General features: G+C 52.6%; 10 protein-coding genes and 1 tRNA gene. 4 read left to right on the top strand and 7 right to left on the bottom strand.

All coding sequences use genetic code 11. The features are described from left to right. Positions 1–380: 380 nt before the first annotated feature. The 3 genes from E8K79_RS19580 to E8K79_RS19570 are packed head-to-tail and all read left to right on the top strand — an operon-like array spanning position 381 to position 1,781. Positions 381–887 (top strand): HNH endonuclease, encoded by a 507-nt coding sequence (locus E8K79_RS19580; RefSeq protein WP_136516226.1) that lies wholly within the window; start codon positions 381–383, stop codon positions 885–887. Beyond that, on the top strand, positions 884–1,336 hold the full coding sequence (locus tag E8K79_RS19575) for a hypothetical protein (RefSeq protein WP_136516225.1): 453 nt from the start codon (positions 884–886) through the stop codon (positions 1,334–1,336). Before E8K79_RS19580 ends, E8K79_RS19575 begins: the two co-directional genes overlap by 4 nt. Positions 1,337–1,370: 34 nt before the next feature. Then, positions 1,371–1,781, top strand: a complete 411-nt coding sequence (locus E8K79_RS19570; RefSeq protein ID WP_198419852.1) for a hypothetical protein — start codon at positions 1,371–1,373, stop codon at positions 1,779–1,781. A 108-nt stretch (positions 1,782–1,889) separates the two neighbouring features. Here E8K79_RS19570 and E8K79_RS19565 read toward each other — a convergent pair whose 3' ends face one another. Genes E8K79_RS19565 through hsdR form a run of 4 tightly spaced genes read right to left on the bottom strand, consistent with a single transcriptional unit; the run spans position 1,890 to position 8,525 of the window. Further along, positions 1,890–2,960 (bottom strand): PDDEXK family nuclease, encoded by a 1,071-nt coding sequence (locus E8K79_RS19565; RefSeq protein ID WP_198419851.1) that lies wholly within the window; start codon positions 2,958–2,960, stop codon positions 1,890–1,892. A 19-nt stretch (positions 2,961–2,979) separates the two neighbouring features. After that, positions 2,980–4,701, bottom strand: coding sequence for a restriction endonuclease subunit S (locus tag E8K79_RS19560; protein WP_136516224.1), 1,722 nt, complete (start codon positions 4,699–4,701; stop codon positions 2,980–2,982). Further along, the gene (locus E8K79_RS19555) at positions 4,698–6,149 is read right to left on the bottom strand and encodes a type I restriction-modification system subunit M (protein WP_136516223.1); all 1,452 of its coding nucleotides are present in this window, start codon (positions 6,147–6,149) and stop codon (positions 4,698–4,700) included. Before E8K79_RS19555 ends, E8K79_RS19560 begins: the two co-directional genes overlap by 4 nt. 21 nt (positions 6,150–6,170) lie before the next feature. Further along, positions 6,171–8,525, bottom strand: a complete 2,355-nt coding sequence (gene hsdR, locus E8K79_RS19550; RefSeq protein WP_136516222.1) for an EcoAI/FtnUII family type I restriction enzme subunit R — start codon at positions 8,523–8,525, stop codon at positions 6,171–6,173. Between the two features lie 188 nt (positions 8,526–8,713). On the opposite strand from hsdR, the gene E8K79_RS19545 reads away from it, so the two are divergent. Next, positions 8,714–8,798, top strand: a tRNA-Leu gene (locus tag E8K79_RS19545). A 352-nt stretch (positions 8,799–9,150) separates the two neighbouring features. Here E8K79_RS19545 and E8K79_RS19535 read toward each other — a convergent pair. The 3 genes from E8K79_RS19535 to E8K79_RS19525 are packed head-to-tail and all read right to left on the bottom strand — an operon-like array spanning position 9,151 to position 12,684. Beyond that, complete coding sequence (locus E8K79_RS19535; protein WP_162604729.1) at positions 9,151–11,514, bottom strand: AAA family ATPase; 2,364 nt, start codon at positions 11,512–11,514, stop codon at positions 9,151–9,153. Beyond that, on the bottom strand, positions 11,511–11,969 hold the full coding sequence (locus tag E8K79_RS19530) for a hypothetical protein (RefSeq protein ID WP_136516219.1): 459 nt from the start codon (positions 11,967–11,969) through the stop codon (positions 11,511–11,513). The genes E8K79_RS19535 and E8K79_RS19530 overlap by 4 nt, the downstream gene beginning before the upstream one ends. Further along, on the bottom strand, positions 11,959–12,684 hold the full coding sequence (locus tag E8K79_RS19525; protein ID WP_136516218.1) for a hypothetical protein: 726 nt from the start codon (positions 12,682–12,684) through the stop codon (positions 11,959–11,961). The genes E8K79_RS19530 and E8K79_RS19525 overlap by 11 nt, the downstream gene beginning before the upstream one ends. Positions 12,685–12,691: the final 7 nt, after the last annotated feature.

The raw sequence follows: 12,691 nt of genomic DNA, 5'->3' as shown, positions 1-12,691 counted from the left end.
CAGCATGACAGTCTGCTGAAGGGCATCTTGCGCCTGAAGCTCTCCTGGGTGAATCATTTTCCCCTCCCTCTGATGTAAGGGGGGTACTTTTCAATTACCACAGGGGGGTATTTTTACACCATCGCTGACAACACCTCACTGCAGAGTCCGGAGGTGGCCGAGAAATACGTAGCCCTTAACACAGAAAGCAACAGGGAAAATGTCTACTTGTTCGACACCCAGACGAATCAAATCGTCGAATTGCCACTACCGGATCGACGGAGACGGTGCACCAAGTGCTTAATGCTAGTTGATTATCTTAATAAAGACGGAACTTGTACGGATTGCGGGCGGGGGGTATGAGGGGTGCAGAGCACAAACGAGCCAGCTTGGAGGGGTAAATGCAACAATCTGTCGGCATAGCATTCGCCAAGGAGTCGTGTTGTAACGATCTGCACAGAAGTGGCATTTGTGCTGGGATGCGGCCGAAAGACGCAGACCGTTCATGCTTAAAACCGTCATACGATCAAGTGTGGGACTCTGCGAAGAAATATAGGAGTCCAAAGGGATATTTCTTCCGGCAGTACTTTGACCGAGAGGCAAGAAAACTAAGGTCAAAAATGGAGCATATCCTAGTCTGGGAGAGGCTCTACAAAAAAGAGGTACCTCAAAACTGTTGTATCCACCACCGAGACCTTGATCCAAGCAACAACAATGCTGAGAATTTATTGTGTATTCCAGTCTTTTTGCATCTGGAATTGCATGCTCGCTTAAAGCATGCACAGAAACTGATGACTAGTCTAGAGTTCCAGGTGGGGCGGCAGTTGATCACTGAGGAATATGAAATTAAGGCAAAAGACCTGATGGAGCTTTGGCGTGTGATTGGCTGTAATTGGGGTGAAACATGAGAGATATAAACAAATTCAATATCACCCCGATCGACATTCGATATATACGGCATGCATTAAGACTGAGCCAGAAACAGATGGGGCTGTCTCTCACACCATATCTATATAAAACAGGAGAAAACGTCATCCCTGGCTCTCGCGTTAACGAGTGGGAGATGCAAGTTAGAACAACGCCTGACCACATATTTATAGCTTATGCTTTGTTGGTAGTAGACACATGGGTTAAAACAAGAATTGGTAAAAGTAAGGACATCCAAAAAATTGTTGATCCTAAATTTGCGGGATTGCTGAGCCCAGCGTTTGAGCAAGCAATAATCCTGGAAGCTGACCTGACAGATAACAAAAGCGGAGAGAATGCTAATTTCGAACTTGGAGCAATAAAGTTGCGTAAGACAGTACAAAGATATCTAGAGAGGCTCTTATTCCTAGACCTAAATCAAGTTCTATGACCTATAATGATAGTATAAGGAGGGAATCACCATTATGAACGACCCTAAAGATTATAGTTTTGAATTATCCGAAATCCTCAAAGCGATGAAGAGTGGAGGAATTTGGTCGACACCAGCGGTATCGGATCAGCCGATGGTTACTCTGGTCCGTTGGAGTGTGCGCGAAACTGAACGCGGCGAGCGGCATTTTCTTGGATACAATTTCGAGGACCGTGAAGGGCGGGTGAGCACTGCCATACAATCCTACGATAGAGAAAGGTGTCAAGGAGTCACTAAATCCGGCAGGATTTATCGTCTCATTGGCCCAGCTAGGTTTGATTCAGATGCCGATTATGTCTGGAACCACTGGGGCTACGCTCAAGGTGTTAAGTGGAAGGATGTATCCAGCGAATATAGAGGGGCTGCCCCAGAAAAGCCGGATGTGCCAGGGGAGCAAGAAGAATAAGCCGCAAGGGAAGAAAGCCTGTGTCTGGGGACCGAGCTCGGCGGCAGATGTCACATCTGCCCTCTTGAGCCCGTCCCCTTTAAATCCAGGGATCTCAGCCAATCAGAATTAATCCTCCAGCTTGAAATACTGATATAGCTTCTCCAGAGTGAAACGGTTCCGTAACCGGCATGCGGTGTTCTGGTTGGCAAACATCCCTTGCTCCCAGTAAGCGTTATTCCTCGGCTTAACCTGCTTCCACTCAACCCTCACCAGATACTCGCACAGGTCGGAGTTGCTGGAGTTGTCGGCCATATTCGGTGCGACTAGGGGAGCGTTCAGAATCTGCATTTCCTGTCCATTGATACTGACAGTGAAATTGGTCACAGGAACCATGGTTTCAGTCACGACACCATATCCGACATATCCCGAGCCAGGGATGCAGGCGAAGACGCGCATACCTGGAGCCAGCAGATTCAGCGACTGACTATACCAGCGTCCTTGCCCACCAGAAATGAATCCGTACCTACACGCATCCTCCCAGTTCCGGTGCTCACCCTCACCAAACGATACATAGCAGTCACGACCGTTCCAGGTCTCAGTTCCATGTGGCGGTAGGATATTCTCCTCGGCGGCATGGGGATCAAGCAGCCATGTCCTTGTCAGGAACTCGCTATCTCCATCTTTGAAATACCTAAAAAATACGGCATTTATAGGCACTCCGTAATTTGTACAAAGGTAGTTGATGATTCGTTCCGTCGCCGCATCCAGTTCGCTTGCCACTACTACAAGGGTATGCCGCTCATTCACTTTCTCAGGAGGGGGCGTGCTAAATTTCTCGGCGAATGCCACTTCTAATGCTTTTCCATTGTTTTTGTCAGCAAAGATAGTGGCGATGTCAGTGTAAGAAAGATTCTTGACCCAGGAGGCATAGTCCAAAGCCTGTGCCGTAACCTCCCTTGGGGTCTTGTTCCTCTTTAATTCAATTACGGTGAGATTCCCATCCCTATCCATCGCAAGCATATCGATGAAGGTCCCATACGCGGTCGGGACCTGCTGTCCAATCAACATCAGCGATGGAGAGAGAATGGAAATGTCCTTGCACAGCGTTTGCTCTAACCGAGCCTCAGAATCAATCGAAGAGAAAACAACTTTTTGAGGCGTTGCTCCCAACCGCCAAATCCCCAGTTCAATCGGCATTATACTAGCCCTCCTGTGGTCATGCAGCCAAAACGCCCTGTCCAGCCGCCGCAGTCAAACTTTCCGCCGTCACCTTCGCGGTATTCAACTGGGCCTCAAGCGTATCACACAGGGCCATCAGATGGTCGACTTTCTCGACTATATGCTGTTGCTCAAGGACGGGTGGCAGCGGAATGAGTGTGTTAATCAATTTTGTTCCGTTGAAATTCGCTTGGCCGCACTGCTGGGTCACCTCAGGCTCAATCTGTGTACTCCTAAAGAAAGGCGAGTTCATAACAAGATTCACATATTGTGGATTTATCAAATTTAGGAGGCGGACCCGAATCAGGTACGATGCGAAGGTAAACTTGTCGCTTTCCCCCTTAAAAATGCCTGTCTTCCCGACAAGTTCATAGCTGTTGGTACGATTAAAGAGAAGGTCGTTTTCTCGGAGGTACAGCTTTGGAAGCTCGTCAATTGTGCTCTCGACGTACTTTAGGTTTGACAGAAGAACGCCTCCCCCTACGATGTTGTTCATCCGAAGGATCGGGACCCCACGCGGAACATCATGAGCCTTCTGTGATGTCCCGTATTCCACTATCTCTCGCAGTTCGCCTAGCCTTACCCACTCCCAGCTATGCGGTACCTTATATGGGGCGCTCTCAGGTGCAACAGGCGTCAATTGCTCTGCATTTCGAATCTTCTTCTCTTTCACCAACCGGGCCTTCTCCACCCGTATCCGCTCCAAGAGTTTTGTCGCCGGTTCAGCGGTCGGGTCCTGCTGCACCAGCTTGCCCTGGACCGCGAGCTGCAGGATAGCCTGGCGAAGCTTCCCGATGGTTTCTGTGGTGGTGTAGAGGAGGTCGAAGCTATCGCGGACAAGCCGCCGTGCTGCGTCATAATCGTCCGAGCCGGAGGCGCTAGTGAGCCGGTCGAGGACGGCGTTGTTCAAGCGGAGGAGCTTCTTCTGGCTCTTCTGCTGCCGAGCCTCCAACTCATCGCAGAGGGCCATGAGCTGGTTGATTTTGGCAACAATGCGTCCCTGCTCGGCAAGAGGGGGCAGAGGAACTAGTGCATCAGCGATTCTCTTTAGGGCAAGCTTAGGCTGGGCGAGCTGATTTGTTTTTTCCCTGAACTGAGACTGCATCGGCTCCGATTGTAGAGCTGTCAGAAAAAACCTCTTATTGATGCTGCGAAAAACGAGTTTAGCGGCATTTTCGGTCAAATTCATACCATCAAACATTTCAGGCACTTCACCAGGCTGAGCGATAGTTCCAGCTATAGTAATGTATAAATCTTGTTTATTTATGGTGTATCTGCGAATTTCATCAAAAACTGCATCACTTACATATTTAAGGTTCTGAGCTAGTATAGTACCGTTCTTCATGTTTGTAACTTGAATGTAAATGTGGCTCGTCGGCTGCTCGGAAAATGTCGCTCCAGCCGGAAGACGCTTTCCACCCTGGATAATCGCAACTTCCCCAATTGAGACCCATTCCCAACCATTTGGCAGGTCATACGGCCCGCAATCAACTGGCACTGACGACAGCAGTTCAGCGTTTCTAGCTCGTTTTTCCGATGCCAGCCGGGCCTTCTCCGCCCGAATCCGCTCCAGGAGCTTCGCCGCCGGTTCGTCGGCCGGGTCCTGGGGAACGAGCTTCCCCCGCACCGCGAGCTGCAGTATCAGCTCCCGTAGCTTTTTAATGCCATTCGGGGCGTCGGCAAGGTGGCCGAAGTTGTCGAAAAATTGCTGAGGGGTCATTTCTGACCCCGCTCAAGGGCCGCCATCAGTTCGTTCTTCAGAGCCTCCCGTGTCTCCGCCGCCTCGGCGAGAAGCTTCTTGTACTTCGCAAGCAGCTCAACCGGGTCGCCGTGATCCTGGTCGGCCTTGTTCGGGTTCTTGACGTCCAGGTTGTAGTTGTTGGCCTTGATGTCCTCAATGGACACCCGCCAGGCAAGCTCGCTCTCCTCCCGGCTCTCCCACCATGCCTTCTCGGCGGCAAATTCGTCGATGCGAATCGGCTTGGTCTTGGAGTAAGACTTGTACCCCGCCGGATACGGGTGTTCGTAGTACCAGACCTCTTTGGTCGGCTCTCCCTTGGTGAAAAAGAGCAGGTTCGTCTTGATGCCGGTGTAAGGGTTGAAGACGCCGTTGGGGAGCCGGACGATGGTGTGCAGGTTGCACTCCTCCAGCAGCTTCTCCTTGATGCGTGTCTTCACGCCTTCGCCGAAAAGGGTGCCGTCCGGCAGAACAACCCCCCCCCGACCGTGCGGCTTCAGCAGGGTCAAGATGAGTATCAGGAAGAGGTCGGCCGTCTCCTTGGTGCGGAACGACGCCGGGAAGTTTGACTGGATGCCGTCCTCCTCGACGCCGCCGAATGGAGGGTTGGTGATTACGACATCGACCCGGTCCCTGGGCGTGTAGTCGCGCAGGGGGCGCGCCAGCGTGTTGTCCCGCCGGATGGTGGACGGCACCTCGATACCGTGCAGGAGCATGTTGGTGACGCAGAGAAGGTGCGGCAGCGGCTTCTTCTCGACGCCGAAAATGGTCTGCTGCAGGACGGCGTTATCCTCGACCGTCTTCACCCCGTTTTTACGGATGTTTTCGATGGCGCAGACAAGAAAGCCTCCGGTGCCGCAGGCAGGATCGAGAACCTTCTCCCCCAGCCGGGGATTCACCATGTCGACCATGAACTGGGTGACGGCGCGGGGCGTGTAGTATTCCCCGGCGTTACCGGCGCTCTGGAGATCCTTCAGAATCTGCTCGTAGATGTCGCCGAAGAGGTGCCGCTCTGAGGTAACATTGAAGTCGATGGCGTTAATTTTGTTGACCACCTGCCGGATCAGGGTGCCCGACTTCATGTAGTTGTAGGCGTCCTCGAACACCTCCTTTACGATAAACCCCCTAGCGTCGTCGCCGGGTCCGAAGGAGAGGTCCTTCAGCGTTTTGAAGAGGTCGTTGTTGATGAAGTCCAGCAGCTCATCGCCGGTCATCCCCTCCTGGTCGGTCGCCCAGGAGCGCCACCGCAGGCGCTCGGGAATCGGGGAGGTGTAATCGTCGTCAAGCAGTTCGTACTCCTGCTCCTTGTCGTCGAAGATCTTAAGGAAGAGCATCCAGACGAGCTGGGAGATGCGCTGGGCATCGCCGTCGACGCCGGTATCCTGGCGCATAATGTCCTGAATGGACTTGATGGTCGTGCTGATAGACATGGGTTCTCCTGGGAGGGGGGACTACGGCGAGGCGTAGAGGTAGTTTTCCAGTTCCTGTACTGCAGCGGCATACTTGTCCTTGCCGCCGAAAAGCTTGATGATTTCTATCGGCGAGCCAAAGCGGTCGAAGGGGGTTACTTTGAGGACGTCCATCCGCTCCATGTTTTGAATGCCGTCATCCGCGTATTTGTCGAGGAGAGCTTCCAGAACGGCGCGGGCGGCCTCGCCATGCCGGGTGAAGTAGTCGCGCTTGCGCACGGAATTCGCCCTTTCCTGGCGGGTCAGCGGCTTCTGGCCGAACGCCACGTGGCAGACGAGGTCGAAGGGATCCAGGTCCTTGCCGACCTCGTCTGCCAAGGCATCGAAGAATATCCCTTTCTCCTGCAACTCCTCGATGACCACCTGTTTCTTCTGCGCGGTGCTCCAAGTGCGAAGGAAATCATCCAAAGAGGCGAAGTCCCGAAGGATGCTCCGTTTGGTGAAATCCTTCAGCGACTCGGTGATGAGCTTGCCGTCCGGCCCGTAGTACTGCACCCGCTCGTTGACGACGAATACGGGGACATCGTTGACGTAATACTTGGTTCGAGGTTGGCCAGGCTCGGGCGGCTCCAGTCCAAGGCCAGGTCCCAAAGGCCCCTGCCCCATCCTCTCTTCCCTCGGCTCCGCTTCGCCAGGCTCCTCCGGCGGTACCGGCGTCTCGTCAGGCCCCGGCTCGTAGATCTGCACCGGCTCGCCGTCGAACGCTGGGTCGGCGAAGAGTTCGGTCGCCTTCCGGAAGTCCATGATGGTGAACCAGAACTTGTCGAAGTCCTCGTTGATACGGGTGCCGCGCCCGATAATCTGCTTGAACTCGATCATCGAGTTGACCGACTTATCCAGGACGATGAGCTTGCAGGTCTGGGCGTCGACGCCGGTGGTCATGAGCTTAGAGGTGGTCGCGATGACCGGGTAGACACTTTCCGGGTTGATGAAGTTGTCCAGCTCCATCTTGCCTTCTTCGTTGTCCCCGGTGATTCTCATGATGTACTTGCTGCTCTTGGCGACGAGGTCGGCGTTTTCGTTCACCAGCGCCACCCGCATCCGCTCCGCGTGGTCGATATCTTCACAGAAAACGATGGTCTTGTCGAAGCGATTCGTCTTCTTCAGGTACTCCGTCACCTTCTTCGCGACGCACTCGGTCCGCTTCTCCAGTACCATCTGCCGATCATAGTCCCGCTGGTTGTAGATACGGTCGGGAATCTCATTGCCGTTTTTGTCCGTCTTCCCTGCGGTCGGCCGCCACCCTGCGTCCTTGTCCAAGTCAAGTCTGACGACCTTGTACGGGGCAAGGAAGCCGTCCTCAATCCCCTGCTTGAGGGAATAGGTGTAAACCGGCTCGCCGAAGTAGTGCAGGTTCGACACGAACCGGGTTTCCTTCGGCGTGGCGGTCATACCGATGTGGGTGGCGTTCCCGAAGTAATCCAGAATCTCCCGCCACGCGGAATTCTCGGCGGCGCTGCCGCGGTGACATTCGTCGATGACCACGAGATCGAAGAAATCCGGTGAGAACGACCGGTAGATGTTCTTGAACTCCTCGGTGCCCGAAATTCCCTGGTAGAGGGCGAGATAGACCTCATAGGACTTGTCGACGGCGCGGTTGCGGATCTTCGTCATGACGGAGCCGAACGGCTTGAAGTCGTTCGTCATCGTCTGGTCGATGAGGATGTTGCGGTCGGCGAGGTAGAGGATGCGCTTTTTCTGACGGGACTTCCACAGCCGCCAGATTATCTGGAAAGCGGTGAAGGTCTTGCCGGTGCCAGTCGCCATGACGAGGAGAATCCGATTTTGGCCGAGGGCCACAGCCTCTATCGTCTTATTGACGGCGTTAAGCTGATAGTAGCGAGGAGACTTCCATCCCGGCTCAACGTAATAATCCTGCGTAACAACCGTCTCTTGTTCCGGTGGGATACCCTTCCACGCCAGATACCGCGACCACAACTCTTCGGGCGAAGGAAAGGCATCAAGTGGAATCTCCCGCTCCTTCACCCCCTCGGTGACACTCCGGTCGTGAAACATGAAAGCGTCGCCGTTGGAGCTGAACACGAACGGAATCGCCAGCGTCTCGGCGTAGCCCAAAGCCTGCTGCATGCCATCGCTGATGGTGTGGTTGTTGTCTTTGGCTTCGATGACGGCGATGGGGAGGTTCGGCTTGTAGTAGAGGAGGTAGTCTGCGCGCTTGGACTTTCCCCGCGTGTGCAGCTTCCCGCGAACGATGATTTTCCCGGCAGTGAACGTTACCTCTTCCCGTACCTGGCGATGCAGATCCCATCCTGCTTTGATGATGGCAGGGGTAATGTACTGGGTGCATATGTCGCGTTCGGACAAAGTCTTTTTCATTCGCACCCTCGTAGAGGACGACGGGATTGGCTGACCTCGTGGACAGTAGCAAAAAAATTAATCAATTTCAAGATTCTCCAGAGGGGGGGGAAAGTCGAATTGTCAGCCCAAAATTTGGGACGGGTCTCTAGCTGCTAAAAATGTTGTAAAATTGGCGTTAGTTAGGTATAAGTACAGATTCATTCTTCGCGGACATGGCGGAATTGGTAGACGCACCAGACTTAGGATCTGGCGGGGTGACCTGTTCGAGTTCGAGTCTCGATGTCCGCACCACTAAAAAGACGGCAGCCGGTGGCAAATGATCCCAGATCAGTTGCACTCCCGGATCTGCCGTTTTTGCCATTCAGACATATAGTGTAAAAAACCCAACGAGGGCTGCTTCGCACCTCACTTCATGACATGGACCTCTACGACGTCAATCCTTTGCCCCAAACTCTAGATAATATTGGGCCATCAGTTTGCTGCTCCGACTTAAATAGAAGGAGACATCATGGGGCGGAAGATCCGTGACGATTTGATACTTCATAGCCGCGTGCACCTTGTTGAGGCGATTCTCACCGCGCCTGGTGATGACCTCAATATCCTTTTTGGTATTTCCTCTCATTGGTCGTCCCCTTTTTTCATATTAGCCTCCAATCCCTGCCTTATGCACCATCTGATTCAACTGCCCCAGGTAAAATCCGACTTGGAGTGATTCTGCTCTGCTGGGCTTTGTGACAGCCGTCTTGAATACCTCACGGCTCCCTACGATCAAACACAACCGTTTAGATCTAGTCAAAGCAGTGTAGATGAGGCTTCTATCCAGCATCGGACTGCTTTGGACGCAAGTCATAAGGACAGCTTCATACTCGCTCCCCTGTGACTTGTGAATTGAGATCGCGTAACCGACTTGGATACCAACATCAAGCATCTCGTCGAGTGAAAGGCAGACAGGCTCCTTTTTTCCATCGAACTGAAAATGACCTGTCGTCTGCCCGTGACGGGCTGAAACCGCAAGGAGGATGCCAGTCATCCCGTTAAAAAGCCCCAATGCATAGGAGTTATCCATTACAACCACAGGATCCCCCACACGAAGTTTCCTGTCGCCTAACTGAATGCTGTGAGCGCGGGGCGTCAGACAGGCTTGAAGGTGCCGGTTGATCTTATCCCCGGAATCCAACATGCGTCGCGACATATGGGGCGTCAGGATTATGGCCTTGGGTATTTCACCTGCATCATCGGCAGCTTTCAACTTGGCCTCCACCGCAACCTGCAGCAGGTGGGGTAGGGATGAGTTCTCCTTCTCAAGGGTTCTCTGGATCTGCGTCCTGAGTCGTTCGCGGAGAATGCCGTCTACACTGGATTTGAGATTGAACAAGGTGTGGCGCAAGGTTGACGCGACTGCTAACACAAAATAAACGCCCTCAGCTTCCCCATTCCACTCAGGGATAGCATCAGCAACGCTCTTCAGAACCTCCTGATCCTTGGAGCGAACTTTCATTGCGATGTCATTCAGCGATGACCGCTGACGGTATACTTGGGTCAGATTGGTCCGTGGGATGAAATTCAAATCTGCCATCCGGTGCCAAACGAGTCCGAATCCAACGGGGCTGATCTGGTCGGTGTCACCAACGGTCAAAAGGCTGTACGTCCTGCCTTCAAATAGCTCAAGAAGGGTGTTAAAAAGCGCGGTGTCGACCATCGAGCACTCATCGATGATAATAAGCGGATTATTGTCTAGGCACAGTTCGTCGGTGCCCTTTTTGACTGCGCCGATGAAGGCATGGATGGTAAAGGATTTGTAACCGGTGGCCTGCCTAAGCCTTTCCTTCGCCTTCCCAGTCAGGGCAAGCATGTAGACCTTGCGGTCGAGGATTCCAGCGATATCAGCGATAACTTTCAAGACTGTAGTCTTTCCAGTACCACCGTATCCGGTTATGACAGAGCAGCGGGTAGTCAGAGCCATTACAACGGCATTTTTCTGCTCGAGGTTCATTCCGGGTCCGCCGGCAGCCCTGGCTCTGTTATCGTAAGAATCGACGAGACTTTTGATTCGGATTTCACCGCTGCCGAACAACGACAACTGTAGAGGGGCAGCCACGAGGGCATCGATTCGCCGCTCAAGTGTCTGCTCGATTATTCCGATACCGACTAGTTGAAAAAGTGGTTCCGGTTGCTGAGGGTAGACGCAGACAGCCTTTCGCTCCAAAGAGAGCCTGAGGCCCTCCTCAGCCCGTTTGCCTGCCCCTAATAGTTCCTCAGCTTTACTCAGCAGCGCCGCTTTACCAATCGCGGTGTTCCCAACTCGAAGGTGCTCATAGAGGACGTGCTCGATGCCACCGACCAAACGGCCATGAAAATCTGGAGAGAAGCCTAGCTTTTCCGAACATTTTTCCATTGTCTGCCAGATGTTCCTGGTTACCCCGCCAAAGCAGACAAGGGCATAAGGATTGCTCATTAGCCGTTCTACTGTGCCGTCGTGGCAAAGGGACAGAACCTTCCTGGCTAATTCAGGAGAAAATTTGTGGTCGATGAAAAAGCTGATCGCGGCATTTTCATTTCGTAGTGTTTGCCACGCATTCACCAGTCCCACGGCGACCGGGAGGGCAATGGCTCCTGTCAGGGCGTCAATGTTCCCGATGTCCAAAATCCCGACCAAAACCTCATCGCCAAACTCCCGGAGTAAATCACCGACTTTTTTGGGACCTAAAGCAAAGCCTCTGAACACAGGATGCTTTACTAGTAGCGAACTCACGTAGGAAGGACTCGGAACGTCAGTCGGCCTACAAGAGCTAGCTATGAGTTGCATGCCATATCTCTGGGTAGAGACCATGGTGCCTTCAACCAGCCAGAACTCGCCGCAACAGGGAAGTCGTGTGACGATACGAGAACTGACTTTGCACCGCACCTCCTCATTCTCACCTGCCGGCACACCGACGATTATGGCACCGCCGTAAGGCCCAGGATATACCTTCTCAACCCGAATCGTTTTTGCCACGTTCTGGATCAAAGGAAAAACCTCTCACCAGTAGCCAGCATATGCTCGAGAGATCGGATAGAATCCGTATCTCGAAGTTGGAGTTCTCGCACTCTCTTCGTGAGTTCTTCTACTTTTTTCCTGAGGACCTCAACCTCTGCCGTTTTCAGATTTAGCTGTTTCTGAAGATCGTTCGCTATTTTTTGTTTGTCATCAGTTTTCTTACGGAGCCGAGACAAGTTATCGACGGTAGCAAGGCCAATACGAGCAACATCAGCGGTGAACTGGCCTGCCAATGCGCCGTTTTCGAGCACGGATCTGGAAAATTCACACCGAGAGGCAAAGGCTCCAACACTGACTTTGCCGAATTGATTGGTGGTGAACTTCTCTCCTAGGGCTTCCATCTTAGCGACTTCCGCGGCATAACGCTTTTTATTCTCCGGTGACGCCTGCGCCCCTTTTAGCTTCGTTTCCGTACTACTCTTCATTCAGCCCCCCACCTTGATGACGCATTTTCAGTGCTCTGAAAAAGGGACCGAATAAGCTTTTATCTGCGACTATAGGTGAGCCACGCTTTGCTTTGTTTCGTACGACTTCGTCATTTTCGTCTATTTCCACCCATTGCAACTCCCTTAGGAACCTCTCAATCCACGTACAGGTGAGTGCGAGGTCTCGTTCGACATGCTGTAGTTCTTCAAGCTTTGCCTGGGTCTCAATAGGAATCAGTGCAGTGCTTTTGTTCTCGACTTGGAGGTGTTGCTTCAACCGCTTGGTCATGACCAAATTCTCTTCGATGGTACTCTTTAAATTACCGATCTCCAACTCCTTGGCAGCGATATAGGCGCGCAGAGCTGGGAACTGGCTGATATAAGTTTCAACCTCCTTAACCGTTAGTTGTTTGTTCCCAGTTGGATTGAATTGGCCGGCTTGGAACATATCAAGCTGTAGCCTGTATGGTCCAGGTGTGCCACTGGGAGTATTGCGCAAAAGCGTGGTATAGCTGATCCCGGGTTTTTTGATGGTGGAATTTGTCATCTCTTGGAGGGTAACCAAGTCTGCCACTCGTTTTGCTAAAGCGGTGATATCAGGATACGTTGCCTTCTCATAATGTAGTACCACAAGGGCTTCCCTGATTAGCTTGAGCCTACGTGCCTCTTTTGCGTCCTGCGACGGCCTAAGATTGCTCTTTTTTCTGCTGGCCATTTTACCC

It is taken from the genome of Geomonas edaphica (genome assembly GCF_004917075.1).
Taxonomy (GTDB): Bacteria; Desulfobacterota; Desulfuromonadia; order Geobacterales; family Geobacteraceae; genus Geomonas; species Geomonas edaphica.
This window is presented reverse-complemented; position numbering and strand designations above follow the sequence as displayed.

Bases quoted from the DNA above. Each gene is read 5' to 3' on its own strand.
- E8K79_RS19580 (WP_136516226.1), top strand. From the start codon at position 381: ATGCAACAATCTGTCGGCATAGCATTCGCCAAGGAGTCGTGTTGTAAC.
- E8K79_RS19555 (WP_136516223.1), bottom strand. From the start codon at position 6,149: ATGTCTATCAGCACGACCATCAAGTCCATTCAGGACATTATGCGCCAG.
- hsdR (WP_136516222.1), bottom strand. From the start codon at position 8,525: ATGAAAAAGACTTTGTCCGAACGCGACATATGCACCCAGTACATTACC.
- E8K79_RS19575 (WP_136516225.1), top strand. From the start codon at position 884: ATGAGAGATATAAACAAATTCAATATCACCCCGATCGACATTCGATAT.
- E8K79_RS19560 (WP_136516224.1), bottom strand. From the start codon at position 4,701: ATGACCCCTCAGCAATTTTTCGACAACTTCGGCCACCTTGCCGACGCC.
- E8K79_RS19530 (WP_136516219.1), bottom strand. From the start codon at position 11,969: ATGAAGAGTAGTACGGAAACGAAGCTAAAAGGGGCGCAGGCGTCACCG.
- E8K79_RS19565 (WP_198419851.1), bottom strand. From the start codon at position 2,960: ATGCCGATTGAACTGGGGATTTGGCGGTTGGGAGCAACGCCTCAAAAA.
- E8K79_RS19570 (WP_198419852.1), top strand. From the start codon at position 1,371: ATGAACGACCCTAAAGATTATAGTTTTGAATTATCCGAAATCCTCAAA.
- E8K79_RS19525 (WP_136516218.1), bottom strand. From the start codon at position 12,684: ATGGCCAGCAGAAAAAAGAGCAATCTTAGGCCGTCGCAGGACGCAAAA.